The 26,062-nt window shown below is 67.8% G+C and carries 25 protein-coding genes; 15 read left to right on the forward strand and 10 right to left on the reverse strand.

Features of this window, described 5'->3' with window-relative positions:
- Window positions 1-62 precede the first annotated feature (62 nt).
- The 6 genes from MKD50_RS02180 to aac(3) all read left to right on the forward strand — a co-directional run bounded on the left by MKD50_RS02180 (window position 63) and on the right by aac(3) (window position 5,243).
- Window positions 63-353 (forward strand): transposase, encoded by a 291-nt coding sequence (locus tag MKD50_RS02180; protein WP_172582408.1) that lies wholly within the window; start codon window positions 63-65, stop codon window positions 351-353.
- Window positions 354-420: 67 nt separating this feature from the next.
- Window positions 421-792: a hypothetical protein gene (locus tag MKD50_RS02185; protein ID WP_252666248.1), complete on the forward strand. Its 372-nt coding sequence runs from the start codon at window positions 421-423 to the stop codon at window positions 790-792.
- 52 nt (window positions 793-844) lie between these two features.
- A complete protein-coding gene (locus tag MKD50_RS02190) occupies window positions 845-2,191 on the forward strand; it encodes a DUF3300 domain-containing protein (protein ID WP_252666249.1) in 1,347 nt (448 codons plus the stop codon).
- A 3-nt stretch (window positions 2,192-2,194) separates the two neighbouring features.
- Window positions 2,195-3,073, forward strand: coding sequence for a DUF2950 domain-containing protein (locus tag MKD50_RS02195; RefSeq protein ID WP_252666250.1), 879 nt, complete (start codon window positions 2,195-2,197; stop codon window positions 3,071-3,073).
- Between the two features lie 174 nt (window positions 3,074-3,247).
- Complete coding sequence (locus tag MKD50_RS02200) at window positions 3,248-4,336, forward strand: extracellular catalytic domain type 1 short-chain-length polyhydroxyalkanoate depolymerase (protein ID WP_252666251.1); 1,089 nt, start codon at window positions 3,248-3,250, stop codon at window positions 4,334-4,336.
- A 79-nt stretch (window positions 4,337-4,415) separates the two neighbouring features.
- The gene (aac(3), locus tag MKD50_RS02205) at window positions 4,416-5,243 is read left to right on the forward strand and encodes an aminoglycoside 3-N-acetyltransferase (RefSeq protein WP_252666252.1); all 828 of its coding nucleotides are present in this window, start codon (window positions 4,416-4,418) and stop codon (window positions 5,241-5,243) included.
- Window positions 5,244-5,422: 179 nt separating this feature from the next.
- On the opposite strand, the gene MKD50_RS02210 is transcribed toward aac(3), so the two are convergent.
- On the reverse strand, window positions 5,423-6,328 hold the full coding sequence (locus MKD50_RS02210) for a LysR family transcriptional regulator (RefSeq protein WP_252666253.1): 906 nt from the start codon (window positions 6,326-6,328) through the stop codon (window positions 5,423-5,425).
- A gap of 125 nt (window positions 6,329-6,453) precedes the next feature.
- Between MKD50_RS02210 and MKD50_RS02215 the strand changes: the two genes are divergently transcribed.
- Genes MKD50_RS02215 through MKD50_RS02235 form a run of 5 tightly spaced genes read left to right on the forward strand, consistent with a single transcriptional unit; the run spans window position 6,454 to window position 12,589 of the window.
- A complete protein-coding gene (locus tag MKD50_RS02215) occupies window positions 6,454-7,458 on the forward strand; it encodes a Bug family tripartite tricarboxylate transporter substrate binding protein (RefSeq protein WP_252666254.1) in 1,005 nt (334 codons plus the stop codon).
- A complete protein-coding gene (locus MKD50_RS02220; protein WP_252666255.1) occupies window positions 7,451-9,532 on the forward strand; it encodes an acetate--CoA ligase family protein in 2,082 nt (693 codons plus the stop codon). The genes MKD50_RS02215 and MKD50_RS02220 overlap by 8 nt, the downstream gene beginning before the upstream one ends.
- A gap of 4 nt (window positions 9,533-9,536) precedes the next feature.
- Window positions 9,537-10,307 carry an enoyl-CoA hydratase/isomerase family protein gene (locus MKD50_RS02225; protein WP_252666256.1) on the forward strand — a complete coding sequence of 257 codons (771 nt, stop codon included), beginning with the start codon at window positions 9,537-9,539 and terminating at the stop codon, window positions 10,305-10,307.
- Entirely contained in the window at window positions 10,304-11,734 is a 1,431-nt protein-coding gene (locus tag MKD50_RS02230) for an aldehyde dehydrogenase family protein (protein ID WP_252666257.1), read from the forward strand. Before MKD50_RS02225 ends, MKD50_RS02230 begins: the two co-directional genes overlap by 4 nt.
- 36 nt (window positions 11,735-11,770) lie before the next feature.
- Window positions 11,771-12,589 (forward strand): enoyl-CoA hydratase, encoded by an 819-nt coding sequence (locus MKD50_RS02235; protein WP_252666258.1) that lies wholly within the window; start codon window positions 11,771-11,773, stop codon window positions 12,587-12,589.
- A 127-nt stretch (window positions 12,590-12,716) separates the two neighbouring features.
- On the opposite strand, the gene MKD50_RS02240 is transcribed toward MKD50_RS02235, so the two are convergent.
- The 9 genes from MKD50_RS02240 to gbd all read right to left on the reverse strand — a co-directional run bounded on the left by MKD50_RS02240 (window position 12,717) and on the right by gbd (window position 21,744).
- Window positions 12,717-13,328 (reverse strand): PPC domain-containing DNA-binding protein, encoded by a 612-nt coding sequence (locus MKD50_RS02240; protein ID WP_240071028.1) that lies wholly within the window; start codon window positions 13,326-13,328, stop codon window positions 12,717-12,719.
- A gap of 55 nt (window positions 13,329-13,383) precedes the next feature.
- Window positions 13,384-14,541 (reverse strand): alpha-hydroxy acid oxidase, encoded by a 1,158-nt coding sequence (locus MKD50_RS02245; protein ID WP_252666259.1) that lies wholly within the window; start codon window positions 14,539-14,541, stop codon window positions 13,384-13,386.
- A gap of 40 nt (window positions 14,542-14,581) precedes the next feature.
- Window positions 14,582-15,859, reverse strand: a complete 1,278-nt coding sequence (locus MKD50_RS02250; protein ID WP_252666260.1) for a TRAP transporter large permease — start codon at window positions 15,857-15,859, stop codon at window positions 14,582-14,584.
- A 16-nt stretch (window positions 15,860-15,875) separates the two neighbouring features.
- Window positions 15,876-16,376, reverse strand: coding sequence for a TRAP transporter small permease (locus MKD50_RS02255; protein ID WP_115701784.1), 501 nt, complete (start codon window positions 16,374-16,376; stop codon window positions 15,876-15,878).
- Window positions 16,377-16,403: 27 nt separating this feature from the next.
- Window positions 16,404-17,336 (reverse strand): amidohydrolase family protein, encoded by a 933-nt coding sequence (locus MKD50_RS02260; protein WP_252666261.1) that lies wholly within the window; start codon window positions 17,334-17,336, stop codon window positions 16,404-16,406.
- 9 nt (window positions 17,337-17,345) lie between these two features.
- A complete protein-coding gene (locus MKD50_RS02265; protein ID WP_115701780.1) occupies window positions 17,346-18,332 on the reverse strand; it encodes a DctP family TRAP transporter solute-binding subunit in 987 nt (328 codons plus the stop codon).
- Between the two features lie 76 nt (window positions 18,333-18,408).
- Window positions 18,409-19,599: a fumarylacetoacetate hydrolase family protein gene (locus tag MKD50_RS02270; protein WP_252666262.1), complete on the reverse strand. Its 1,191-nt coding sequence runs from the start codon at window positions 19,597-19,599 to the stop codon at window positions 18,409-18,411.
- Between the two features lies 1 nt (window position 19,600).
- Complete coding sequence (locus MKD50_RS02275; RefSeq protein ID WP_252666263.1) at window positions 19,601-20,566, reverse strand: Bug family tripartite tricarboxylate transporter substrate binding protein; 966 nt, start codon at window positions 20,564-20,566, stop codon at window positions 19,601-19,603.
- A gap of 38 nt (window positions 20,567-20,604) precedes the next feature.
- A complete protein-coding gene (gene gbd / locus MKD50_RS02280; RefSeq protein ID WP_252666264.1) occupies window positions 20,605-21,744 on the reverse strand; it encodes a 4-hydroxybutyrate dehydrogenase in 1,140 nt (379 codons plus the stop codon).
- A gap of 270 nt (window positions 21,745-22,014) precedes the next feature.
- On the opposite strand from gbd, the gene MKD50_RS02285 reads away from it, so the two are divergent.
- The 4 genes from MKD50_RS02285 to MKD50_RS02300 all read left to right on the forward strand — a co-directional run bounded on the left by MKD50_RS02285 (window position 22,015) and on the right by MKD50_RS02300 (window position 26,060).
- Entirely contained in the window at window positions 22,015-22,794 is a 780-nt protein-coding gene (locus MKD50_RS02285) for an enoyl-CoA hydratase-related protein (protein WP_240071021.1), read from the forward strand.
- A 69-nt stretch (window positions 22,795-22,863) separates the two neighbouring features.
- Complete coding sequence (locus tag MKD50_RS02290) at window positions 22,864-24,096, forward strand: CaiB/BaiF CoA transferase family protein (RefSeq protein ID WP_240071020.1); 1,233 nt, start codon at window positions 22,864-22,866, stop codon at window positions 24,094-24,096.
- 55 nt (window positions 24,097-24,151) lie between these two features.
- A complete protein-coding gene (locus MKD50_RS02295) occupies window positions 24,152-25,126 on the forward strand; it encodes a Bug family tripartite tricarboxylate transporter substrate binding protein (protein ID WP_371925275.1) in 975 nt (324 codons plus the stop codon).
- A 4-nt stretch (window positions 25,127-25,130) separates the two neighbouring features.
- Window positions 25,131-26,060 (forward strand): amidohydrolase family protein, encoded by a 930-nt coding sequence (locus MKD50_RS02300; protein ID WP_252666265.1) that lies wholly within the window; start codon window positions 25,131-25,133, stop codon window positions 26,058-26,060.
- The last annotated feature ends 2 nt before the right edge of the window (window positions 26,061-26,062 follow it).

Here is a 26,062-nt window from a genome sequence, read left to right on the forward strand (position 1 = left end):
GGTTGGCGTCGCGGGCTGGCTGTGCGACGCCTGGGCCCCGCCGTTGCGAAGCGGAGAGAATCGTGAACAGACGGTATTCGGAAGAACAGATCCGCGGTTATCTTGCCGAGGCGGCCAGCGGCGTGCCGGTGCGCGAGTTGTGCGCGCGCTATGGCTTCAGCGATGCTTCGTTCTACGGATGGCGCAGCCGCTACGGTCAGCCCGGCAACGGCGAGGCGCGCGACGGGCGCAAGCTGCGCGAACTGCAGGAAGAGAATACCAGGCTGAAGAGTATGCTTGCGGACGCGCTGCTCAAGCTTGAGTTGATGCGCAACCGCACCGGCCGCCGCGGCGGGAGCGGCAAGGACCGCTAGCGACGGACGGTTTCCGCAACATGCCCACGGCCTGAGACTCGCCGTGGACGGCTCTGGAGTAATGGGTTTGACGAAGTTTCTGATCAAGGCGGGCCTGCTGGCATGCACCGCCATGGTGGCTGCCCCGCTGTGGGCGGCTGGTAATGCCAGCGCGGCTGCGGCTGCTACGCCGATGGTGGCGCCGCCACCGCCGCGGATACTGGATGAGGCCACGGGGTTGGTGGAAGGGCCCGGCGGCACGCTTTCGGCATCGCAGCGGCAGCACTGCCAGGGCTTGCTCGACCAGATCAACGCACTGCCCGGCGGACCGCAATGGTCCACCGGCAAAGGTTCGGTCACCACGGCTGACGGGCGCACCTACCCGACACTGGAACGCCAGGCGGATCGCAAGCGCCTGGAAGAAGCGTATCGCCAGCAGTGCGCGCAGGAGCGCCGCTGAGCGGTGCCCTGGCGGCGGCCGGCTGTCACTTGCGAACTTGTGGAGCGTCAACATGCATCGTCTTCAACGGCTTTTCGCCTGGTGCCTGGCACTGATGCTGATGGCGCCACTGCAGCCCGCGCTGGCGCAAACCACGCTGAGCCAGGCACAACTGGACCAGCTGACCGCGCCGGTGGCGCTGTATCCCGATGCGCTGCTGTCCCAGGTGCTGATGGCCGCCACTTATCCGGCCGATGTGGCCGCGGCGGCGCAATGGTCCAAGGCCAATCCCAGCCTGTCAGGCGACGCCGCGACCAAGGCGGTGGCGAGCCAGAACTGGGACCCCAGCGTGCAGTCGCTAGCCGCTTTCCCGTCGGTGCTCGACATGATGGGACGCCAGCCGCAGTGGGTGCAGTCGATCGGCGATGCCTTCCTGGCGCAGCCCGATGACGTGATGGACTCGGTGCAGCGCTTGCGCCTGCAGGCGCAAAAAGCGGGCACGCTCAAGACCACCGAGCAGCAGAAGGTGGTGACCCAGAGCACCGGCGGCACCACCATCGTGCAAATCGAACCGGCCAATCCGCAGGTGGTCTACGTGCCTGCCTATAACCCGACCACGGTCTATGGCGCCTGGCCGTATCCCGCCTATCCGCCGGCGTATTACCCACCGCCGCCGGGCTCGGTGTTCGCCACGGCGCTGGTGTCGGGCATCGGTTTCGGGTTGGGTGTGGCCGCGGTCGACGCGATGTGGGGCGGATTCGATTGGCACGACCACGATGTCAACATCAATGTGAACCGCTACAACAACATCAATGTCAACCAGCGCCTGGACGTGAACCGTGCCAACGTGAACTGGCAGCACGACCCGGCCCGGCGCGGCAACGTGCCCTACCACAACGCGGCGGTGCGCGGCCGCTATGACCAGCAGCGCCAGGCCGGCCTGGCCAATCGCCAGGCTGGCGCGCAACCGGGCCAACGCGTCGGCGGCGCCGGGGCCGTGCAGCGCGAACCGTCGGCGCGCGACCAGGCCCGCGATCGCGCCGCGCGCTCGTTCGAAGGCCGTACCGGCCAGGCGATTCCCGGCCATGCCGGCGGCGTGGCCGGCCGCCCGGAGGGCGTGCGGCCAGGCGCAGGCGGTGCCGGCACGCGCACTCCGCATCCCGCCGGGGCCGAGCACCAGCGCGCCGACCAGGCCGCGGCACGCGACCGAGCGCGCAATGCCAATCGTGACAGCGCATTGCGCGATGCCGGCAACGGCGATCGCGTGCGCCAGCAGACGCAGCGCGCCGGGTTGTCCCAGCACCAGGCGGCGCCGGTGCGCGCGGCCGGGTTCAACCAGGGCGGCATGCGCCACGGCGATGGGCCAGGGGGCGGAGCCAGGCTCGGCGGCGGTGAACATTTTGGCCATGGCCGGAGGTAATGCATGATGCGCACGACCGGTAACCCGATGCCCGCCGTCGCCTTTCTTCGCGGTGCGCCCGTGCTGGCGCTGGTGGCTGCGACCGTGGCCCTGTCGCTGGCCGTCCCCGCCGCGGCGCAGCAGGTCTTTGCCAGCCCGCGAGCGGCGGCCGACGCGCTCGGCGACGCTATCGCACGCAGCGATGGCGACGCACTGCAGCGTGTGCTGGGCAAGCAATACCAGTTGCTGGTGCCGCAGGGCTCGATCGACCAGGACGACGTCTATGACTTCCTGGGCGCGTGGGCGCGTCACCATGCCGTGCAGCCCGAAGGCGATAACCGCGCGCGCATCGCGGTGGGAGAGAGCGGCTGGACCTTCCCGGTGCCCCTTGCCCGCCAGAAGGGTGGCTGGCAGTTCGACCTGCCCGCTGGCCAGCAGGAAGTGCGGCGCCGCCGCCTTGGTCGCAACGAACTGGTCACCATGGAGACCTTGCTGCAGCTGGCCGACGCCCAGCAGCGCTATGCCGAGCAGGTGGGCCAGGGCCGCTACGCGAGGCGGCTGATCAGCACGCCAGGCAAGACTGACGGACTCTACTGGCCCGCCGCCCGCGAGCAGGACGCCAGCCCGCTCGGTCCCGATGCACTGGCGATGGGGCCGGAAACGCCTGCCGCCGACGCGTTCTACGGCTATCACTATCGCATCCTGCCGGCCGCCCCGGGCAGCGACGGCGGCTACGGTCTGGTGGCATGGCCGGCGCGCTACGGCGATACCGGCGTCCACACCTTCCTGCTTGGCAGTGACCGTGTGTTCTATGAACGGGACCTGGGGCCCGGCACGGCATCGCGCGCCCGGGCCATGCGCAGTTTCTCGCCCGAAGGCTGGAAGCGGGTAGCCGATCGCTGACATCTTCCACTTGCGCGCCTCGGCGGTCGTGGACCGCCGGCGGCCCCCGGCATCGTCACAGCTCTGTTTGCCCCGACGCATCGCCGCCAATGGCGGGTGGACAACTCTCGCCTGTGGTATGCTGCAACGCAACAATAAAGGCATAGGGGGAGATTCCGTCACACAGGAGTCCTCATGACGAAGAGCCTTGCAGCAGACTGGCATGCCCGCATGCGGCGGTTAGGCCGCGCGCAGACCCGCACGGAAGCCCAGGTGAAATCCTGGCTCCGGCGCATGGATTCGCTCAATCCGCTCACACCGGCGCGCCTGGCCGACGCACCCCGGCCTGCCCGGCCCGCGCGCCCGGTCGCAGATCCCGGCATCCTGCCCGGCAGCTGGCAGGCGCACCGGCTGCGCCTGTCACCCATGCCAGGCGAACTGGTGCCGCAACTGTCTTATCACCTCTACACCCCGTCGAAGGCACATCGCGGCCCGCTACCGGTGGTGGTGGTGCTGCACGGCTGTCGCCAGACGCCGGACGACCTGGCCGCGGGTACGCGCCTCAATGCACTGGCCGAACGCGAAGGCTTTATCGTCGCCTACCCGCAACAGCCATTGCGCCGCCAGGTGCAGCGCTGCTGGCAGTGGTTCGACCTCGGTGCGGCCGACGGCGGACGCGAGGCGCAGGCCGTGGCCGCGCTGGTCGACGCGCTGGCGGCGCGCCATGACGTACGCGAGCGCGAGATCTACCTGGCGGGCATGTCCGCCGGCGCGGCCATGGCCGCGGTGGTGGCGCTGCGCTACCCGGACAAGGTGGCCGCCGTGGCGCTCCATTCCGGCGTGGTCATCGGCGCGGCCGGCAACCCGCGCGCCGGCCTGCGCGCGATGCAGGAAGGCTCCGAGGCCGAGCCCGCCTGGCTGCTCGATGCCGCCGGCGTAACGCCGGGCGGCCCACAGATACCCGCATTGGTGATCCATGGTTTGGCCGACGACGCGGTGCATCCGGTCAACGGCCGCCTGCTGGCGCGGCAGTTCCTGGCCTACAACGGCCTGGAAGACCGCCTCGCCGGCCGCCCCGCTCGCTTCGAGCCGGAAGGCGACATGCCGGGCCGCTCGCATGAATACCGCTTCGGCCGCTGGCAGCGCGACCTGGTGACGCTGGTCGAGGTGGAGGGTCTGGGCCATGCCTGGAGCGGCGGCGACGACCGCTACAGTTACCACAGCGATATCGGGCCGGATGCGAGCGCGATGATGTGGGAGTTTTTTCGGCAGTATCGGCGCTGAGGTGCAGTGGTAGACGCCTGAGTATGTGCTGGCGGATACTCGCCCGGCGTCGCACCGATCAGCACATGGAAAGCGGACAATGCGAAGCCAAACCACAATCACCTGCGAACTTCGCTCGCTCGGAGTCAATGCCGGCGACCTTGTGATGGTACATGCCTCGCTAAAGGCCATCGGTCCTATCGACGGAGGCGCTGTTGCCCTTGTGGCAGCACTTCGCGACGCCGTTGGCCCGGAAGGCACGCTGCTAGGTTATGCCTCATGGGACCGGTCTCCCTACGAAGAGACGCTGCAGGGTGCGAAGATGGATGAACAGCAGCGGCGCAACTGGCCGCCTTTCGATCCGGCCACGGCAGGCACGTATCGCGGCTTCGGCTTGCTCAACCATTACCTCGCCTCATCCCCGGGCGCCTTGCGAAGCGGCCATCCTGACGCCTCCATGGTCGCGCTCGGGCCGCGCGCAAGATTCCTGATCGAGCCACATCGGCTTGGTGAAGCCTTTGGCAAAGGCTCTCCAATCGAGCGCTTTGTTAACGAGCGCGGCAAAGTGCTGCTGCTGGGCGCTGGCCTCGATGCTCTGACCGTCCTTCACTACGCCGAGGCCATTGCCAAGATCCCCGGCAAGCGCCGCGTCACATATGAGATGCCTCTGCAGGGCGCGGACGGACAGACCGTGTGGAAGACCGTAGAGGACTTTGACTCGAACGGGATTCTGGATTGCTTTGCCATCGAAGGCCAGCCGGACGGGGTAGAAACCATCGCCAGGGCCTATGTTCCCTTAGGCCGGCACACCGAAGGCCAGGTGGGGTGTGCGCACTGCTATCTGTTCGATGCCCGGGATATCGTGGCGTTCGGCGTCAGCTACCTGGAACAGCTGTATTTCGCGCCGTCCGCGAAACCGGGACGCTGATCGACCCCGCTTTATCTGGCGCGATGGCGTCATCACCCCGCGCGCGACTACTGAGAGTCGGCGCTGTAGGCGGCGCGCAGTAAATTGAATCTTGAACTCGCGGTTCAGGGACTCGACGGCTCTCCTCTTGTACCAAGCCCGGCATAAGGTGCTGCTAATTAGTCGTTTGGTGCGTGCCTTCACCTACCGCCGCCGGCAACGCGCGGCACCAGTGCGCGAAGCCGGGAAAGCACCAGCTTTGCCGCTCGCGACATCGGATGGTGATGGGTAACGCCCAACGCAATCGACCGGGGCAGTCCCGGTTCAACGATCTCGACAGCGGCCAGCCGGCCGTTTCTTATTTCCTCGTCGACAGCAAGCAACGGCAGTATGGTCATCGCGTGGCCGCACAACGCGACTTCCTTCATGGTGTTCAGCGATTCCACCTCAAGCGCGACATCCAGCGCGATGTTTTGCTGGCGGGCATGCTGGTCAAGGACAAGGCGAAGGCCATTCGGTGTCGGTGGCAAAACCAGCGGCACGCCGCCGAGGCGGTGGAAGGCGACCGTCCGCTCGCTGGCCAACGCATGCCCGGGCGGGCAGACGAGGTAGGTGGCAACGGTGGCAAGGATGTCCTCATCCTGCCGCGGTCCGGGGCCATACCGGTTGATGACTGCGAGGTCCAGTTGACCGGATTCCAACTGCTCGTCGAGTTGCCCGCTGAAGCCCTCGACGACTCGCAGGCGTACCCCGGGTGCCGTGGCGCGCAGGTCTTCGAACAAGGCGGGGACGAGCCGGCGGGTCATCGACGGCAGGACTCCGATGCAGACCAGTCCGAACGGGATCCCGGCTGCGTTCCGTATTTCATCATTGAGTCGCTCGGATTGGGCAAGCAGCAATTCGATCTGCGGAAAGATCCGCTTGCCGAATTCCGACAGCACCACGCCACGACCGGTCCGGTCGAACAGCCGGTCTCCCCATTCGGCCTCGATCTGGGCGATGCTGCGGCTCACCAAAGATTGGGCGATTCCCAGCGTCCGCGCTGCGCGGGAGAGGGAACCCATTTCCGCCACCAGGACTACGGTTTCCAGTTGCTTCAAATTCACGGACCCATCCAGAAAGTGGATATCTGATATCGCAGATTCTACTCTGTTGGATTGGCGCGGGACTCCATACACTCCAACCACTTCTTCCGGTAAGAGAGAAGGAAGACCGATATATGGAGACGACAATGCCGCAGTTTTCTGCTGTATTCAGCGCAATCCGGTCGCCGGTGTGCACTTTGATCCTCGCCGCAGCCCCGTTTGCCTTTTGCGCCTCGGCCGGCGCCGCAACGGGTTATCCGTCCAGGCCGCTTCGCCTGGTCGTGCCGTTTCCAGCCGGTGGGCCGACCGACGCGATGGCGCGCCTCATTGGCCAGCACCTATCGCAGCAGTTGGGTCAGCCCGTGGTCATCGACAACCGCGGCGGCGCGGGCGGCACCATTGCCACCGAAACGGTAGCGCAGGCGGCACCGGACGGCTACACGCTGTTTTTCTCCACCACTGGCACGATGGCGATCAATCCTGCGCTCTACCGGTCGCTGAAGGTGGACCCGCTCAAATCGTTTGATGCGGTGGGATCGGTGGCCTCGACCGTCAATGTGCTGGTGGTCCCCAATGGCTTGCCGGTCAGCAACCTGAAGGAGCTGGTTGCGCTGGCCAAACAAAAGCCCGGCATGCTGACATTCGGCTCGGCCGGCAATGGCAGTTCCAACCATCTATCGGGCGAACTGTTCAAGTCGATGGCCGGGATCGACATCGTTCATGTGCCATACAAGGGGTCGGGGGCCGCCTTTACCGATCTGCTCGGCGGCCGCATCTCGATGATGTTCGATACGGTATCGAGCCAGGTCCAGTACATCAGCAGCGGCAAGGTCAAGGCGCTGGGCGTCACGGGCGCCCGCCGCTCGGAAGCGTTGCCGAAGGTGCCGACCATTGCCGAGGCAGGCCTGCCAGGCTTTGACGTGACGATCTGGTTCGGCCTGTCCGCGCCGAAGGGCACCACGCCTGACGTAATCCACCGCCTGAACAGTGAACTGCAGAAGATGCTTGCTCAGGAGCAGGTCCAGAGCCAGCTTGCCGCACTCGGCGCGCGACCGCTGCCCGGCACCCCCGCCGATTTTTCGAAATTGATCCAGCACGACGCAGGCAAGTGGTCGTCGGTGGTCAAGGCATCGGGAGCGACCCTTGACTGAGATTTTCAACGCGCTATTTGCGCCCGCATCGGTCGCCGTGATCGGCGCCTCGGACAATCCCAACAAGGTGGGTGGCCGGCCGATCCACTACATGCGTACCTTCGGCTACCAGGGTGAAGTCTTCCCGGTGAACCCGGCGCGCTCGACCATCCAGGGATATCGCGCCTATCCCGATCTTGGCGCGATCGGCAAGGCGCCGGATGCTGCGGTGATCGCCGTGTCGGGCGATGCCGCGCTTGAGCAGGTGCGGCGATGTGCCGAGGCCGGAGTCAAGGCTGCGGTGATCATGGCGTCGGGGTTTGCCGAAACCGGCGCGGCCGGCCGGCAACGCCAGCAGGAGCTGGTTAGTGTGGCCAACGCAAGCGGGATGCGGCTGGTAGGCCCCAACGCGCAGGGTACCGCCAACTTCGCCAGCGGAGCGGTACTGAACTTTTCCACGATGTTCATGGAAGTCGCGCCGCAGGACGGCCCGATCGCAATCATCAGCCAGAGCGGCGCAGCCAGCGTCATGCCCTACGCATTGTTGCGGCAGTCCGGTTACGGCGTGCGCTACCTGGTCGCCACCGGCAACGACGCCGATCTCGATGCCTGCGCGCTGGCCGCAGCGGTGGCCACCGACGCAGACGTGCGGCTGATCCTGGTCTATCTCGAATCGATCTCGGACCCGGCGCAACTTGCCCAGGCGGCTGAACTGGCGCGGGCACGCGGCGCCAGCATCGTGGCGATCAAGGCCGGCAACAGCCAGCGCGGGGCGCAGGCGGCGGCCTCGCATACCGGCGCGCTGGTGGGCAACGACGCGGCGATCGATGCGTTTCTGGCCCGCCATGGTATCTGGCGCGCCGGCGATATCGGCGAACTGGTCCGGGCCGTGCCGCTGTATCTGCAAGGGCACGCGGCGGGGCAGGGCAGGACGGTCGTGATGAGCCATAGCGGCGCCGTCGGCGTGATGGCGGCCGACCTGGCAGAGCGGCATGCGCTGCCGCTGGCGGAACTGCGGCCCGCAACGCTCGGTGAACTGGGCGCGATCCTTCCGGAATTCGGCACCGCCAGCAACCCGCTCGACATGACGGCGGCGCTGCTGGGCAAGGGGGACATGTTCCCGCGCGTGCTCCACGCGCTGGGCGCCGACCCCCAGGCCGACATGGTGATGGTCGGCATACCGGTGGCTGGCCCCGGCTACGACGTCGAGGCGCTGGCCCGCGATGCCGCGGCCTTCAGCACGGCGCAGGGCAAGCCGCTGGCGACCAGCGCACCGCAACAGACCGTGCGCGAGGTGTTTGCCAGGCACGGCGTGCCTGTGTTCGTGACCGAGGCCGATGCCGTCGCGGCGCTGGCCCAGTATGCCGCCCACCATCGCCTGGAAGCGGCCGCGGTCAACGCGGGCTGGCCCTCCACCGCCGCGCTTGCCGGCAGCGGCTTGCAGGACGAGGCACGCAGCCTGGCGCTGCTCGCCGAAGCCGGCCTACCGGTGGTGCCATATCGCCTGTGCGCCAATGTCGAGGAGGCGGCGGCCGCATTCGGGGCGTTCGGAGGCGTGCCCGTGGTGGTCAAGGGCTGTGCGGCCGAAGTGCCGCACAAGAGCGAACACGGGCTGGTTCATCTGCGCCTCACCGATGCAGCAGGCACAGCCAGGGCCGCGCAAGATTGCTTCGAAAAACTGCAGCGGCTTGGTGTGGCCTCGCCGCAAGTGGTGGTCGCGGCGATGGTCAAGGGCCGCCACGAGTTCGCGCTGGGCGTCTCGGTCGATCCCGTGTTCGGGCCGCTGGTGATGATCGGTGAGGGCGGTACGTTGCTCGAATTGCGCAAGGACATCGTCACGCTGCTGGCGCCCTTTACCGCCGACGACGTGAAGGCGGCCTGCGCACGGCTGCGCCTGGCGCCGCTCTTTGACGGCTATCGCGACATCCCGGCACTCGATCTGGAGGCGATGGCGACAGCCGCCGTGGCGCTGGGCAACTGGGCGCTGCGTCACCGGACCGCGCTGAAATCGGTCGACATCAACCCGCTGATGGTGATGGCTGCCGGTGAAGGTGCGGTGGCGGTCGATGCCGTCGTGGAACTGCAGGAACACTGAAAACATGGAAGCCATACAAGTCAAACAGGATGACGACATCGCGATCGTCACGCTGAACCGGCCGGCGCGGATGAACGCTGTCAATGACGAGTTGCGCGGGCAGTTGATCGATGCGCTCGGCCGTCTCAACGCCCAGTCCTCGGTACGCGCCATCGTACTGACTGGCTCTGGCGAGCGTGCATTCTGCGCCGGACAGGATCTTGACGAAGCGGCCGCGGTGACGTGGCAGCAGATCGTTCCCTGGCTGAACCGGCAACGGGCGATGTACCAGGCCGTGCGCGAGCTGGACAAGCCTTGCGTGGCCGCCGTGCGCGGCGTGGCCGCAGGCGCGGGCTTCCAGCTTGCCTTGTGCGCGGACTGGCGGCTGGCCACGCCGGACAGCCGTTGGGGCCAGCCTGAGGTCAAGGCGGGGCTGGCGAGCATCGTCGGGTCGTACCTGATGACACTGCACGTCGGCCATACCCATAACGTGCAGATGTCGCTGTCGGGTGAACTGATCAACGGGCAGCGCGCCTTCGACATCGGACTGGTGACCGCGCTGTGCAGCGAAGCGGAGCTGATGTCGAACGCCGTGGAGCGAGCCCGGACCCTGGCCGCGTTGCCGCCGACGGCCGTGCGCCTTTCCAAGCAACGTTTCCGCGCCATGACGCAAGCGGGTTTCGACGAGGCCTGCGTCGCCGGCATTCGCGCCCAGCTGGAATGCTACGCCGATGGTGAGCCGCAGCGCGTGATGGCCGGGTTCCTGAGCCAACGAAAAACAAGGGAGTCACAGTGAAACAACTGAACGAACACTATATTGGCGGCGCGCGGCGCACAGTTCGCCATAATGAAACGATTCTCGTGCACGACTCAGCGACCGAGGCCCCACTGGCGCAGGTCCATCTCGGCGATGCCAGCGATGTCGCTGACGCCGTGCTGGCGGCGACGCAAGCGCTAGCCGGCTGGCAGCATATCGGTGCCGCCGCGCGGGCATCGTATCTGCTCGGCATCGCGGCGGCGCTGGAGGACTGCGCGACGGATCTCGCGAATGAGATTTCGCGCGAAGTCGGCATGCCCCTCAAGCTGTCACAACGCATCCAGGTCGACATGCCGATCGCGGCGTGGCGCGCTACCGCGGCGCTTGCCGAGACGTTCCGGTTTGTCAGCGACGTCGGCAACTCTCGCGTGACCATGGTGCCTGTCGGCGTGGTCGCAGCGATCACGCCGTGGAACTACCCCCTGCACCAGATCACGGCCAAACTGGCCCCGGCGCTGCTGGCGGGCTGCACGGTGGTGCTGAAGCCATCCGAGCTGGCCCCGTCCGCGACCGTGCGGCTGATGGCCGCCTGCGAAGCCGCCGGTGTCCCGCACGGCGTCGTCAACATTGTTTCCGGCGGTGCGGCGGTCGGTGAAGCGCTCGTGTCGCATCCGGAGGTCCGAATGGTCTCGTTCACCGGCTCAACGGCGGTGGGCCGCAAGGTGGCGGCAGCGGCGGCCGGTGACATGAAGCGGCTGTCGATGGAGTTGGGCGGCAAGTCCGCCGCTGTGGTGCTGCCCGGCGCGGATCTCGGGCAAGCGGTCAAAGCGACTGTCAGTTCGTGCTTCCTCAATTCAGGCCAGACTTGCAGCGCGACGACCCGGCTCATCGTGGCGCGCGAAACCTATGCGCACTGCCGGCAGCTGCTTGCCGATGCCGCTGCCGCCATGACGCCCGGCGATCCCGCCGAAGCCGGCACCCGCATCGGCCCGCTATTGTCGGCACAGCAACGTGAACGCGTGCTGGCCCACATCGCCGAGGCGGAGCGTGCCGGCTTCGACCGGATTGCCGGTGGCTCCGAAGCGCCGGTGCCCGCTTCGGGGTACTTTGTTGCCCCGACCATCTTCGGCAACGTCGCGCCCGACAGCCAGCTGGCAAATGAGGAAGTCTTCGGCCCAGTGCTGGCGGTATTGAGCTACGACACCGTCGACGAAGCGATCGCGCTTGCCAACGGCACTGCCTACGGCCTGGCGGCTACTGTCTGGGGGCCTGACGCGACGGCACTTGACGTCGCCAATGCGCTGCGGGCCGGGCAGGTCGACGTCAATGGCGCCCGTTTCAACCCGGCGGCGCCGTTCGGGGGCTTCGGCATGTCCGGCGTGGGACGCGAGGGCGGCATCTACGGGCTCGAAGAGTTCCTGGAGCCGAAATCGATCCAGCTGCCCCCCTCCGCCCGCCAGGCCTGAGCAGGCAACACGAAGCAAGCACAAAGGAAGTCCGACATGGAAGACCAGATTACTTTTACCCGCGCAGGCAAGGGCGAGCACATCGCCGTCGTGACCATGAACCGCCCCGACAAGTTGAATGCGCTGACCAAGGTCATGGAGGCGCAATTGCGCGAGTCCATGGAAGCCGTCGACCGCGACGACAGTATCCGCGTGGTGGTGCTGACCGGGGCAGGCAAGGGCTTCTGCGCAGGCATGGACATCAACGAACTCGAGGTGCTGCCGCCGGATGATATTCGCGGGGCGCAGTGGATGCGGCCGTTCGACATGAACCGGCGCGCCGACTACCAGACGCGCTATGGCTACTTTCCGGCCATGCGCAAGCCCGTGATCGCAGCCATCAACGGCGCGGCAGCGGGTTTGGGGCTGGTGTTTGCCCTCTACAGCGACATGCGCTTTGCCAGCAGCAGCGCCGCATTCAGCACGGCCTTCGCCCGCCGCGGCCTCATTGCCGAACACGGGATCTCGTGGCTGCTGCCGCGCGTGGTCGGCCCCGGTCATGCGGCGGACCTGCTGTACTCCGCGCGCAAGGTGCGGGCCGACGAGGCGTTGCGCATTGGCCTGGTCGACCGTGTGTTCGAACCGGACGATCTGTTGGACCTGACGCTGGACTATGCCGACGATCTTGCCCGCAATGTCTCGCCCCGTTCCATCCACGTGATGAAGCGTCAGATGTGGGAGCAGCCCTTCCAGTCCTTGGCGGAGGCGACGCGCATGGCCAACGCCGAAATGTTCGACAGTATCCAGAGCGAGGACTTCAGGGAAGGCGTCGCTCACTTTATTGAGAGGCGGCAAGCGAACTTCACTGGCAAGTAGACCGCAGCACAAGTCAACGTCAATCCGGACGTTGGCTTGCCCGCTACTGCGTGCTCGCGCACCGTCAGCCAGAGCCCCTGGTTGGCAGACGTGCAATTTGCATCTGCCAACCCCAGAGAAAGGATACTCAGTGCGTATCGCGCAGCCCAAGCACATTGGCACCGATACGCGGATCGGTGCCACGTTCAAGTAGCTGGGGATGCGTGATGACCGTTACCTCCAGTGATCCGGTGCCGACCTCCATCGACAGGATATGGCCGCCGTAGGTGTCGAAGCTGCTGTCGCCGGCCACGCCATGCGCATGGATCGACGGCTTGCCTTCCTTCCACGCCAGGCTGCCGACGATGCTGGCCATCTCCACGTTGCGGAAGGTGCGCGGGTTGAACTGCTTCTTCGCGGCATCCCAGAAGCCGAAGGTGACGTTGGCGAAGCCGATCGCCGACAGGCTCGCGCTGGGCACCTTCTCGCAGAGGGCAAAGGCTTCGATCTGCTCGAACACGTTGTCGCCCATGCGCAGCACCAGCAGGTAGCCGGTAGGGGTCTTGATGTAGCGCGGCACGCTGTCGCGCGGGTAGTTGGGGTTCTGGGCACGGGCGTCCAGGGCCGCCTTGCATTCGGCGGAAGACGCCGGCTGCGCCGCGGCTGGCGCGGGCATCAGGGCGACGGCGCCGACGGCGGTGGCCGCTGCGAGGCTGGCGAGCGCCTGGCGGGCGCGCAGGGTTTGGCGAACGATGGTCATCTGTTGTCTCCGGTCTGGTTTGTTTGCGGTTGGGTTGGTGGCTACGGCAGGAAAACTACGAGGCGGGCGGATGCGGCGGCAGCAGGATGTCCGTGCCGACCGCGCGGATGTCGGTGTGGCCGCAGAAGGCCATGGTCAGGTCGAGTTCCTTGCGGATGATCTCCAGCGCCCGCGTCACGCCGGCCTGTCCCATGGCGCCAAGGCCGTACAGCATCGACCGGCCGATATAGACGCCCCGGGCGCCGAGTGCGACCGCCTTCAGCACGTCCTGCCCCGAGCGGATGCCGCCGTCCATATGGACTTCGATGCGCTCGCCCACGGCGTCCGCGATGGCTGGCAAAGCGCGGATCGATGCCGGCGCGCCGTCGAGCTGGCGGCCGCCGTGGTTGGACACGATCAGCGCATCCGCGCCCGACCGGCACGCCAGCCGCGCATCCTCGACATCCTGGATGCCCTTGAGCACCAGCTTGCCGGGCCAGCGGCGGCGGATCCACGCCACGTCGTCCCAGTCCAGCGTCGGGTCGTACTGGCGGCTCGACCAGTCGGCCAGCGAGGTCATGTCGTCGACGCCCTGCACATGGCCGATGATGTTGCCGAAGGTGCGGCGGCGCGTGCCCAGCATGCCCAGGCACCAGCGCGGCTTGCCCATCATGTTGAGCAGGTTCCAGGGCGTCAGGCGCGGCGGCGCCGACAGGCCATTGCGCAGGTCCTTGTGGCGCTGCGCGCTGACCGGGAGGTCCAGCGTCAGCACCAGCGCCGGGCAGCCCGCGGCGCGCGCGCGGTCCATCAGGCGTTCGACGAAGGCACGGTCGCGCATCACATAGAGCTGGAACCAGAACGGATGGCCGCCGGTGGCCTCGGCCACGTCCTCGATCGAGCAGATGCTGACCGTGGACAGCGTGAACGGCACGCCGAAATCGCGCGCGGCGCGGGCGGCCAGGATCTCGCCGTCCGCATGCTGCATGCCGGCCAGCCCGGTCGGGGCGAGCGCCACCGGCATGGCCACGTGCTGGTCCAGCATGCGCGTGGCGACGCGGCGCTCGCCGATATCCACGGCCACGCGCTGGCGCAGCAGGATGCGGCCGAACTCACGCTGGTTGGCGCGGTAGGTGGACTCGGTCCACGAACCGGAGTCGGCGTATTCATAGAACATGCGCGGCACCCGCCGCCGGGCGAGCCGGCGCAGGTCCTCGATCTCGTTGATGGATGACATCTTGTGTCCTGCAAGGAGAAGAAGCGGAACGATTGCGGACTCAATGCAGCCATGCGGCCGGCACGAGGATCAGCTGCGGGAACAGCACGAACAGGAACATCAGCGCGGTCAGGCTCAGCAGGAACGGCCAGACGCCGCCGATCACGCTATCGAGGCTGCAGCGCGAAGTGCCCGCCACGACGTTGAGCACCGTGCCCACCGGCGGCGTCAGCAGGCCGATGGCGTTGTTGAGCACGAACATCACGCCGAAGTACACCGGGTCGATGCCGGCCTTGGTGATCACCGGCATCAGGATCGGGGTCATGATCAGAACCGTCGGCATCAGGTCGAGCGCGGTGCCCACCACGATCACCAGGACCATGATGACGAACATCAGCAGGATCTTGTTGTCGATGAACGGCTCGAGCAGGTCGGTCACCTGCGCCGGGATATTGGCGATGGTGATCAGCCATGCCGACACCAGCGCGCAGGCCACCAGGAACAGCACCGTGGCGGAGGTCTTGGCCGCGGTGACGATCAGTTCCGGCAGCGCGCGCAGCTTCAGTTCGCCGTAGACGAAGCGGCCGACCACCATGGCGTAGACCACGGCCACCACCGCCGCCTCGGTCGGCGTGAACGCGCCGATCTTCATGCCGCCGATGATCACCACCGGCAGCACCAGGGCCCAGATGCCGTCAAGCGCGGCCCTGGCCAGGCGGCGGGCGTTGAAGGGTGCGGTGGGCCCAAGCTTTTCCTTGCGCGCACAGAAGTGCCAGGTGACGGCGAGCGTCAGCGCCATCATCGCGCCGGGTGCGATGCCGGCGAGGAACAGCTTGGTGATCGACACCTGCGCGACCACGCCGAACACCACGATGGCGATCGACGGCGGGATCACCGGCGCGATGATGCCGCCCGCCGCGATCAGTCCCGCCGCGCGCGGCACGTTGTAGCCGGCATTGCGCATCATCGGGATCAGCAGCGCGGCGACCGCGGCGGTATCGGCCACGGCCGAGCCGGAGATGCTGGCCACCACCGTCGCCGCGATAATCGCCACGTAGCCCAGCCCGCCACGGACGTGCCCGACCGCCGCGTCCGCAACGCGCACGATGCGCCGTGACAGGCCGCCAGCGTTCATCAGCTCGCCCGCCAGCATGAAGAACGGCACCGCCATCAGCGGATAGTTGTTGACGCCCTCGAGCATGTTCTGCGCGAGGATCTGCGTATCGAAGTTGCCCAGGTGCAGCATCAGCGCAACCCCGGATGCGAGCAGCGCAAAGGCGATGGGCATGCCGAGCGACATCGCGCCCAGCAGCGAGCCGACAAAGACAAAGATAGTCATGACAGGCTCCTTGCGCTTATTCGCCGGAGGCGCCGGACTGCGGCACCAGTTCATGCTGCGCCATGCGTCCGCTGGCGAGGCGCCACAGCCCGTGCAGCAGCATCGCTGCCATGCCGACGCTGCACACCAGCAGGCAGGCATAGACCACGCCCAGCGGCACGCCGGTGACGGGAGCGCGGTCGTCCATGCCGATCGCCACCAGTTGCCAGGCGCCATGGGCCAGCAGCAGGCAGCAGCCCAGCGCGCCCGCGTCGGCGAGCAGGCGGCAGGCACGCTGCCCGGTCTCGCCCAGCCGGGATACCACGGTGGACATGCCGAGGTGGGCCTTGTCATGCATGACCAGCAAGGCGCCGGTCAGCGTCAGCCACATGAAGACGAAGCGCGAGGCTTCTTCGGAGAAGGCAATGCCGGAATTGAAGACGTAGCGCAGGACCACGTTGCCAAAGACCAGCACGATCATGGTGGCCATCATGGCGACCATCGCGCCCTGGATCAGGCGCAGCGTTATACGGTTCATGATTGAAGACTCCTGGAGGACGGGGACTCAGCGCAGGCTCGCTGCCGGCGCCCCGATCCGGTAAAAGCGCATGGCGTTGTCGTGCCACACCGCCTGCGCGGCGGCGTCGGGCAGGCCTTCGAGCGCGGCGGCGACGGTATTGACGATTTCATGCAGCGATGCGCGCAGCCCCGACACGGGCAGGTTGCTGGCGAACATGCAGCGCTGCCAGCCGAAGATCTCCAGCGCCTGGCGGATGACGCCGACATTGCCGGCGCGATCCCATGCCGCGCCCGGCAAGCCGAACTCGGACAGTTTCAGGTGCACCCCGGGCAGGCCGGCCAGCGCCGCCAGCCCGCGGCGCCAGCCGGACAGGCCCGCCTCGGTGCGGTCCCACGGCAGGCCGGTGTGTTCAACCACCACCGCAAGCCCCGGCACCGCGGCGATCGCCTCGGCGGCTTCCTCCAGGTGCCACCACGGCACCCGCAGGTCCCACGCCAGGCCGTGCTCCGCCAGCCGCTGCAACCCGGACAGCCAGCGCGGATCCTGCAGCGTGCCGCGCTGGCCGCGCACGCTGCCATCCGCCGTCGGGCTGGTGCGCGGCTTGCATCGCAAGCCCCGCACCAGCGGGAAGGCCTGGTGCGCGCGCAGCTGGTCCGCCAGCGTGTCGCTGTTGAAGTCGGCATGCGCGACCACCGCGTTGGGAAAGCCATGGCGCGCGTGCGCCTGATGCAGCCACGCAGTCTCGGCCACCGACTCGTCGGCATGCCGCTCGGCTTCCACGTGGACGCTGGCAATGAGGGGCAAGCCGTCCCACTGGCGCAGGTAGTCGGCGGGAGCGAAGTCCTGGCGCAGCGTGGCGTAGTCGCCGAGGAAGAATGCGGCAGGGTCGTATCCCTCCTGCAGCCAGGGATAGCGCGCGGAGCCGAGCCGCCACAGGTGGTGGTGGGCATCGACGATGGCGGCGGGCATGGCAGGCATCGCGTGCTCCTAGCGCTGGGCATCCATGGCGCGCAGCACGGCGTCGCCGTTTTTCTGCACGAACAGCTGGCGCGTCTCCTCGCGCACCACCTTGCGGATGCCGGCGTTGTCGGGATGCTCGTTGACCTGCACGCCCCTGGCGCGCAGCGTGGCGATCGCCGCGGCCTCGTTGTCGGCATTGAGCTTGCGCTGGTAGGTGGCGGCGGCGGCCGCCTCTTCCAGCAGCACCTTCTGGTACTCGGGCCTGAGCGCGTCGAACTTCGCCTTGTTCATCAGCACCACCAGCGCGGTATAGGCATGACGCGTCATCGACACGTACTTCTGCACCTCGTACATCTTGGCCGAGACCATCAGCGTGGGCGGATTCTCCTGGCCGTCGACCGCGCCGGATTCCAGCGCGCCGAAGACCTCGGCGAACGGCATCGGCTGCGGGCTCGCGCCCAGCAGCTGGAACGCCTTGATATGCGACGGGTTGGGCGTGGTGCGGATCTTCAGGCCGCGGATGTCCTCGGCCTTGTTGACCGGGCGCTTGTTGTTGCCCAGGCTGCGGAAGCCGATCTCCCAGAACGCCAGGCCCTTGATGCGGTGGGCGCCCAGCTCATCCAGCAGCGAGCGCCCGACGGCGCCGTCCAGCACCTTGTAGGCCGACGGGCCGTCCTCGAACTGGTAGGGCAGGTCGAGCACGTTCAGCCGTGGCGCCAGTCCGGTGACAAAGGGATTGCCGGTGGCGCCGATGTCGATGGTGCCGCTGCGCACGCCCGTGACCAGCGTGGTGTCGTTGCCGAGCTGACTGTTGGCGAAGACCTGGATCTCGACGCCGCCCTGGGTGCGCTCCCTGACCTTCTTGCTGAAGGCGAGCGCGGCCTGGTGCTGCGAGTCAGATTCCGGAACAGTATGGGCGAAGCGCAGCTTCACCGGTGCCTGCGTCTGTGCCTGTGCCACGCCGGCAACGGACAATAGCGCTGCCAGCACGATATGCGGGATAACGTGTTTCATGGTGTCTCCTGGGTTTGTGATGCGGCCCGGTCGATGTGTGCCGGGCTCTGGGGTGCCCCGTGCGGGGCGGATGCGGTCAGGGCGGCGGATGCAGCAGCCCGCGCCGGGCCAGGCTCTCCATCAGCGCGCCGATGCCGAAGGTCCACGGCGGCAGCGCATCGCTGGTGCCGACCCAGTTCACGAGGCCGCCGAGGCGCGGCGCCGAAATGCTGACGCGATCACCGGGGTGATGGGTAAAGCCGGCGCCCGGCGCGTCGCGATCCTGCACCGGCGCGAACAGCGTGCCGCAGAACAGCATCATGCCGTCGGGGTACTGGTGGTGCGCGCCCATCGCATGCGCCACCAGTTCCTGCGGCGAACGGCTGATCTGCGTCATCGCGCTGGCGCCATGCAGCACGAAGCCATCCTCGCCTTCGATGGTCAGGCCGATTTCGGTTCGCGCGATTTCGTCGATGCCGAAATGCGCATCGCACAGCCGGATCCACGGGCCGATGCCGCAGGATGCGTTGTTGTCCTTGGCCTTGCCGAGCAACAGTGCGCTGCGCCCCTCGAAGTCGCGCAAATTGACATCGTTGCCCAGCGCCGCGCCGACGATCTCGCCGCGCGGGGATACCGCCAGCACCACCTCGGGCTCGGGGTTGTTCCAGGTCGATGCCGGATGCAGGCCGACATCCACGCCGGTGCCCACCGACGACAGCGGCGCGGCCTTGGTGAAGATCTCCGCGTCCGGGCCGATGCCGACCTCAAGGTATTGCGACCACAACCCCTGCGCGACCAGCACCTCCTTGATGCGCATGGCCTCGGGCGAACCGGGTCGGATGGAGGCAAAGCCAGTCCCGACGATGGCACCGACGCTCTCGCGCACCGCCGCGGCGCTGGCCGCGTCGCCGCGCGCGCGCTCCTCGATCACGCGCTCGACCAGGCTGGCGGCAAAGGTCACGCCGGCGGCCTTGACCACCTGCAGGTCGTTCGGCGCCAGCAGGTGGCGATGTTCCGGGTCCGGCCCCTGCGCGCAGGTCGCGTCGAGCCAGTCCTGCAGCGGGCCCAGCGATGGCCCGGCGGCGTGCCGCACATGGTCGGCGCAGTCAGGCAGCGCGAGCAGGCCGGCAATGGTGGGCGCGGTGGCCGTGATATCGAACAGTTCCGCGCCGCGCACCACCACCGTCACGGGACCGCCGTGCGGGCCGGGCAGCCACGCACGTCCCACCAGCAAGGCGCGCTCGGCGTCGCGCGGCAGGGTTTCTTCGACCGAGATGCGTCGTGTCATGTCACACCTTGACGTTGGCGTCCTTGACCACACGCGCCCACTTGGCGCGCTCCGTGGCGATGAACTGCGCAAAGCGCGCCGCGCTGCCGCCCCCGTCCTCGGCACCGAAGCCGGCAAGCTTGCCCGCCACGTCGGGCAGCGCCAGCACCTTGTTCAGGTCAGCATTCATGCGCTGGACCATGGGAGCCGGCAGCCCGGCCGGTCCGACCAGCCCGTACCAGGTGCCGGCATCGAAGCCGGGAAAGCCCGATTCCGCCAACGTCGGCACGTTGGGATAGCTGGCCGCGCGACGCGGGCGCGTCTGCGCGATCGCCACCACCTTGCCGCCCTGGATCTGCGGCGTGGCGGAAGTCATGGTCTCGAAGCTGAAGTCGATCTGGCCGCCGATCAGGTCGGTCAGCATCGGCGCCGAGCCGCGGTACGGCACGTGCAGCGCATCCACGCCGGCGCGCAGCTTGAACATCTCCAGCGCGAGGTGCTGCGCCGCGCCGGCGCCGGAAGAGCCGAAGGTGATCTTGCCCGGCTGGCTGCGGCACAGCGCGACCACGTCGGCCACCGAGCGCGCGCGCCCGCCGGTATGGCAGATCAGCAGATTGGGCGTGACGCCGACCAGCATGATCGGGGTGAAGTCCTTCTCCACCGAGTAGCCCAGCTTCGGGTACAGGCTGGGCGCAATGGCATGGTTGCTGATGTTGGTCATCAGCAGGGTGGTGCCGTCCGGCGCCTGGCGCGCGGTGTACTCGGCGGCGACCACGCCGGCGGCGCCGGGCCGGTTCTCGACGATGACCGACACCCGCCACAGCGCCGACAGCTGCTGCGCGATCACCCGTGCCATCACGTCGGTGCCGCCGCCGGGCGGGAAGCCGACGATGATGCGGATCGGACTGGTCGGCAGTGCCTGGGACCAGGCTGCCAGCGGCGTGGCCAATGTGGCCGCGCCCGCGCACAGGAAGGTGCGACGTCGCATATGTTGTCTCCTGATGTTGTTGTTGGAATGCGCCGGTATTACAGCGAGGCCTCGAGCAGCGCGAGGTAGTCCTCGGCGCTGGCTTCACGCGGGTTGGTCTTGTGGCAGTGGTCGGCCAGGGCGTAGTCGACGACGCGTGGGAACAGGGCCGGGTCGACGCCCATCTCGCTCAGGCCGGCGGGCAGGCCCAGGCGCCGGTTCATGCCCGTGATGGCCGGAGCGACGGCGCTGGCATCGGGGAGTCCCATGGCCTGCGCGATGCGCCCCGGCTTGTCGTCAGTCTGCATCGACGGTGCCTCGGCATTGAAGCGGATCACCGCCGGCAGCAGCACGGCGTTCAGGGTGCCGTGGTGCAGGGTCGGCCTCAGTCCCCCTAGCGCGTGGCTGAGGCTGTGCACGCAGCCCAGCCCTTTCTGGAACGCGAGCGCGCCCTGCATCGATGCGCTCATCATGGCCAGGCGCGCGGCACGGTCCTGCGGATCGCGGTGCGCGCGCTCGATGTGCAGCCAGGCGCGGCGCAGGCCATCGAGCGCGATGCCGTCGGCGGGCGGGTTGAAGGCCGGGGCCATGAAGGTTTCCAGGCAATGCGCGATGGCGTCCATGCCGGTGGCCGCCGTCAGCATCGGCGGCAGGCCCAGCGTCAGCTCCGGATCGCAGATCGCCACGCGCGGCACCAGGTACGGCGACAGCACGCCGACCTTGCGCCCGTCGTCAAGGATCAGCACCGCGCCGCGGCCGACTTCGCTGCCGGTGCCGGCGGTGGTGGGGATGGCGATCACTGGCGCGGTGGCAGCCGTGATCCGCGCCACGCCGCCCTCGATCGCGGCGAACTGGCGCAGCGGGCCGTCGTGGGTAGCGCAGACCGCGACCCCCTTGGCCAGGTCGATCGGCGAGCCGCCGCCCACCGCGATGATGCCGTCGCAACGGTACTCGCCATAGAGGCGCATGGCCTCGCGCATGGCAGCCTCGGTCGGGTTGGACGGCGTGCCGTCGAAGATCACCGCCTCGCAGCCGGGGCGCAGCTGCTCCAGCACGCGCTGCACGATGCCGGCGGCCTTGACGCCTGCGTCGGTGACCACCAGCGGGCGCGTGATGCCGATGCGCTCGCATTCCTGGGCCAGCAGGCCGATCGCGCCGAAGTCGATCTGGATCTGGGTGATGTAGTTGATGAGGGCCATCTTGTCTCCATGCTGTGTGGGGTGTGCCGGATGCCGCGGGGCGGGCGGGCCATTGGTGACGAAGTCTAGGAACAAGGCCCGCGGGTCACAACGTGGAATTACTTGAAGGCAGCCCAAGAAAAACTCACAGCAGCGCACGCCTAGTTTTTCTTGAAGCGGCGCTGAGATTTTCTCGTTTTGCGGCGCGCGGCGCGGGCCCTAGACTGGCGCAGACCAGCCGGACTCCGGACCACTGCCCGCTGCCGGGCCCCCTACACACCAACGACAACCATGAGACAACCGATCCTGATCGAGCGCGACGCCCAGGTCGCCACCATCACGCTGAACAACCCGGACAAACTCAATGCCATGGACCTGTCCATGTGGCAGGGCCTGACCGACGCCATCCAGCGCCTGTCGGCCGACGACACGCTGCGCTGCGTGGTGCTGCGCGGCGCCGGCGACAAGGCCTTCGCCGCCGGCGCCGACATCGCCGAGTTCGACACCATGCGCGCCAACGCCGCGCAGGCGCAGCAGTATGGCGAGATCACCAACGCCACCATGCGCGCCATCGCCGAATGCCGGCACCCGACCGTCGCGCTGATCCAGGGCGCCTGCGTCGGCGGCGGGCTGGAGATCGCTTCGATGTGCGACCTGCGCATCTGCGGCAAGTCGAGCCGCTTTGGCGTGCCGGTCAACCGGCTCGGGCTGGTGATGTCGTATGGCGAACTGGGCGGGCTGGTGGCGCTGGCGGGTCCGGCGAGCGCGCTGGAGATCGTCCTGGAAGGCCGCGTGTTCGATGCCGACGAGGCCCTGCACAAGCGCCTGGTCAATCGCGTGGTGGCGGACGAGGCCGTGCCGGATGAAGCCTACGCGGCGGCACGGCGCATCGCCGCCGGCGCGCCGCTGGTGGCGCGATGGCACAAGCAGTTCGTGCGCCGGCTGCTCGATCCGACGCCGCTGCGCCCGGAAGAGCATGCCGAGTCCTATGCCTGCTTCGATACCGAGGATTTCCGCATCGGGCACCGCGCCTTTATCGACAAGACCCGGCCGCAGTTCGTGGGCCGTTGACAGCACCTTCTATCCAAGCATCGCGGCGCCGCCAACCCCACGCGGCCGCCCCAACCTCAGGTGGTATCCATGAATTTGCCGTTATCGAAAATCAAGGTCCTGGACGTCAGCCAGATCATGGCGGGTCCGTTCTGCTGCATGCTGCTGGGCGACATGGGCGCCGACGTCATCAAGGTCGAGGCGCCGGGTGCCGGCGACCAGACCCGCAAGTCGATGGGCTTCCGGCTCAAGGGCGATGACAGCGGCGGCTTCCTGGCGCTGAACCGCAACAAGCGCAGTGTCGAGATCGACCTGAAGAACCCGGCCGGCCTCGAGGCCTTCTATGAACTGGTGCGCGGCGCCGACGTGCTGGTGGAAAACAACCGTCCGGGCGTGGCCGCTCGCCTGAAGATCGACTATGCGGTGCTGCGCGAGATCAATCCGCGCCTGGTCTATGCCAGCATCTCCGGGTTCGGCCAGACCGGGCCGTGGTCGCGGCGCCCGGGGCTGGACCTGATCGCGCAGGCCATGTCGGGCGTGATGAGCGTGATGGGCCATCCGGACGCGCCGCCGGTCAAGGCCAGCGTGCCCATCGCCGACCTGGGGGCCGGGCTGTTTACGGCTTACGGCGTGCTCAGCGCGCTGATGGGGCGCGAGCATACCGGGCAGGGGCAATACGTGGATGCGTCGCTGTTCGAGACGGCGCTGGGACTGTCGGTGTGGGAGTCGGCCGAGTTCTGGGGCACCGGCGAGGTGCCGGTGCCGATCGGCAGCGCCAACCGCATGAGTGCGCCGTACCAGGCGGTGCGCGCCGCCGACCGGCACTTTGTGATCGGTGCGGCCAACCCCAAGCTGTGGGCTGCGCTGTGCGAGGTGATCGGGCGGCCCGACCTGCTTGCCGATCCGCGCTTTACCGACAACGCCGCCCGTATCCGCAACCGCGCCGCGCTGATTCCTGAAATTGAGGCAGAATTCGCGCGCAAGCCGGCGGCGGAGTGGGTCGATGCGCTGCTCGCGGCCGGTGTGCCGGCGGCGCCGATCTTCACCTACGACGAAGCGCTGGCCAGCGAGCAGGCGGTGGCGCGGGACATGGTGCTGGAGATCGAGCACCCGGTCGAAGGACGGGTCAAGGCGCTGGGCTTTCCGGTCAAGCTGAGCGGCACGCCGCAGCAGGTGCGCTATCCGGCGCCGTTGCTGGGCCAGCATACCGATGAGGTGCTGGGCGAGTTCGGCCTGGACGCGGCCACCGTCACGCGGCTGCGTGCGCAGGGGGCGTTCGGCGCACCGGCCCGCGCACAGGAACTGGAACGCGGCGCCGCCTGAGCGCGCCGCGATCCTCATCTATACCGATAAAAGACAGGAGACAACCATGACGACGATGTCACGTTCGCTGATGCGGCGCTGGGCGATGCCGGCGGCAGTGGTGCTGGGGCTGCTGGGTGGTACGGCCACGGCAAGTGCGGAAACCTACCCGAGCCGGCGCATCGAACTGATCGTGCCGTGGCAGGCAGGCGGCGGGGCGGACGTGGTCGCGCGCGCGCTGTCCGCCGCGGCCGCCAAACACCTGCCGCAGCCGATCGTGGTGATCAACAAGCCGGGTGCCACCGGCGCGGTAGGCCTTGGGGAAGTGGTCCACGCGAAGCCGGACGGCTACAAGCTGGTGCTGTCGTCCAGCGAACTGACCTTCCTGAACTACCTCGGTCTGGCCAAGTTCACCTACCAGGATCTGATCCCCATCGCACGCCTGAACGCGGACCCGGCCGCCGTGGCGGTGCGGGCCGATGCGCCGTGGAGCACGATCGAGCAGTTTGTGGCCGATGCGCGCAAGCCGGACGCCAATATCCGCGTGGGTAACGCGGGGCAGGGCTCCGCGTGGCATATGGCGGCCGCCGCGCTGGCCGACAAGACCGGCGCGAAGTTCAACCATATCCCGTATGCCGGCGGCGCTCCTGCCACGCTCGCGCTGCTGGGCGGGCATATCGATGCGGTCACGGTCAGCACGGCGGAGGTCTTCACGCATGTGGCCGCGGGCAAGCTCAAGGTGCTGGCGGTGATGGCCGACAAGCGGGTCAGCGGCTTCGACAACGTGCCAACGCTGAAGGAGCGCAATATCGACCTGTCGATGGGAATCTGGCGCGGCATCTCGGCCCCGAAGGGCACGCCGCCCGAGGTGATCGCGGTACTGAAGACCGCGATTGCGAAATCGGTGCAGGAGCCGGTGATGCGCCAGACGCTGGAGAAGCTGCACTTCAGCACCGATACCTATGCCGATGACGTGACGCTGCAGGCCGCCATGGTGAAGGAGTCGGCGCAGTTCAAGCAACTGGCCAGCCGCATCAGCGTCAAGGAGTAGGTCCGTGCGCGATAACACACCCGTGGAAGGCGCGGCGTCCGTCGAGCCCTTTATCGACGCGCACCAGCATTTCTGGGACCTGCGGCGCAACCCCTACCCCTGGCTGCAGGACGAGACGGTGCCGAACTTCCGCTATGGTGATTATTCGGCGCTGCGCAGGAACTATCTTCCGGAGGATCTCGCCCGCGACACAGCTGGCTGCGCGCCGGTGAAGACCGTGCATGTCGAAGCCGAATGGGCGCGCGCCAATCCCGTCGACGAGACCGCATGGCTGACGCAGCTCGCCGCGCGGACGGGGCGGCCCACGGTGATCGTCGGCCATGCCCAGCTTGACCGCGGCGATGTCGAGGAAATGCTGGCGGGCCATGCCGCCTGCGCCATGATGCGCGGCATCCGCAACAAGCCGGTGACCGCGGCGCGGCGCGAAGACGCGCGCCGCGGCGTGCCGGGCTCGATGGACGACGAACGCTGGCGGCGAGGCTACGCCTTGCTGGCCCGCCATGGCATGTCCTTCGACCTGCAGGCGCCGTGGTGGAACCTGGACCAGGCGGCGGCACTGGCGCGGGCTTTCCCGGGCACGCAGCTGATCCTGAACCATACCGGGCTGCCCGCCGACCGCAGTGAAGCCGGCCTGGCCGGCTGGCGCTCCGCGATGGCCGGGCTGGCCGCGCAACCCAATGTCGCCGTGAAGATCTCTGGCCTGGGATTGCCTGGCAAGCCGTGGACGCAGGCCGACAACGTGCCCGTGATCCGCGACGCCATCGCCATCTTCGGCGTGCAGCGCTGCATGTTCGCCAGCAACTATCCGGTGGACAGCCTGGTGGCGAGCTACGGCACCATCGTGGCAGGCTTCCGGGCCGCCATCGCCGTCTATCCGCCCGAACAGCAGCGCGCGCTGTGGCACGACAACGCGGTGCGCTTCTATCGCCTGTAGCA

This window comes from Cupriavidus mimosae, from assembly GCF_023952485.1.
In the GTDB taxonomy this organism is placed as follows: domain Bacteria; phylum Pseudomonadota; class Gammaproteobacteria; order Burkholderiales; family Burkholderiaceae; genus Cupriavidus; species Cupriavidus taiwanensis_C.

Excerpts from the sequence above, each read along its gene's own strand:
- MKD50_RS02225 (WP_252666256.1), top strand. The coding sequence starts at position 9,537 with ATGGAAGCCATACAAGTCAAACAGGATGACGACATCGCGATCGTCACG.
- MKD50_RS02200 (WP_252666251.1), top strand. The coding sequence starts at position 3,248 with ATGACGAAGAGCCTTGCAGCAGACTGGCATGCCCGCATGCGGCGGTTA.
- MKD50_RS02245 (WP_252666259.1), bottom strand. The coding sequence starts at position 14,541 with ATGTCATCCATCAACGAGATCGAGGACCTGCGCCGGCTCGCCCGGCGG.
- MKD50_RS02250 (WP_252666260.1), bottom strand. The coding sequence starts at position 15,859 with ATGACTATCTTTGTCTTTGTCGGCTCGCTGCTGGGCGCGATGTCGCTC.
- MKD50_RS02260 (WP_252666261.1), bottom strand. The coding sequence starts at position 17,336 with ATGCCTGCCATGCCCGCCGCCATCGTCGATGCCCACCACCACCTGTGG.
- MKD50_RS02240 (WP_240071028.1), bottom strand. The coding sequence starts at position 13,328 with ATGACCATCGTTCGCCAAACCCTGCGCGCCCGCCAGGCGCTCGCCAGC.
- gbd (WP_252666264.1), bottom strand. The coding sequence starts at position 21,744 with ATGGCCCTCATCAACTACATCACCCAGATCCAGATCGACTTCGGCGCG.
- MKD50_RS02285 (WP_240071021.1), top strand. The coding sequence starts at position 22,015 with ATGAGACAACCGATCCTGATCGAGCGCGACGCCCAGGTCGCCACCATC.
- MKD50_RS02275 (WP_252666263.1), bottom strand. The coding sequence starts at position 20,566 with ATGCGACGTCGCACCTTCCTGTGCGCGGGCGCGGCCACATTGGCCACG.
- MKD50_RS02255 (WP_115701784.1), bottom strand. The coding sequence starts at position 16,376 with ATGAACCGTATAACGCTGCGCCTGATCCAGGGCGCGATGGTCGCCATG.
- MKD50_RS02235 (WP_252666258.1), top strand. The coding sequence starts at position 11,771 with ATGGAAGACCAGATTACTTTTACCCGCGCAGGCAAGGGCGAGCACATC.
- MKD50_RS02295 (WP_371925275.1), top strand. The coding sequence starts at position 24,152 with ATGTCACGTTCGCTGATGCGGCGCTGGGCGATGCCGGCGGCAGTGGTG.
- MKD50_RS02270 (WP_252666262.1), bottom strand. The coding sequence starts at position 19,599 with ATGACACGACGCATCTCGGTCGAAGAAACCCTGCCGCGCGACGCCGAG.
- MKD50_RS02190 (WP_252666249.1), top strand. The coding sequence starts at position 845 with ATGCATCGTCTTCAACGGCTTTTCGCCTGGTGCCTGGCACTGATGCTG.
- MKD50_RS02195 (WP_252666250.1), top strand. The coding sequence starts at position 2,195 with ATGATGCGCACGACCGGTAACCCGATGCCCGCCGTCGCCTTTCTTCGC.
- MKD50_RS02215 (WP_252666254.1), top strand. The coding sequence starts at position 6,454 with ATGCCGCAGTTTTCTGCTGTATTCAGCGCAATCCGGTCGCCGGTGTGC.
- MKD50_RS02290 (WP_240071020.1), top strand. The coding sequence starts at position 22,864 with ATGAATTTGCCGTTATCGAAAATCAAGGTCCTGGACGTCAGCCAGATC.
- MKD50_RS02265 (WP_115701780.1), bottom strand. The coding sequence starts at position 18,332 with ATGAAACACGTTATCCCGCATATCGTGCTGGCAGCGCTATTGTCCGTT.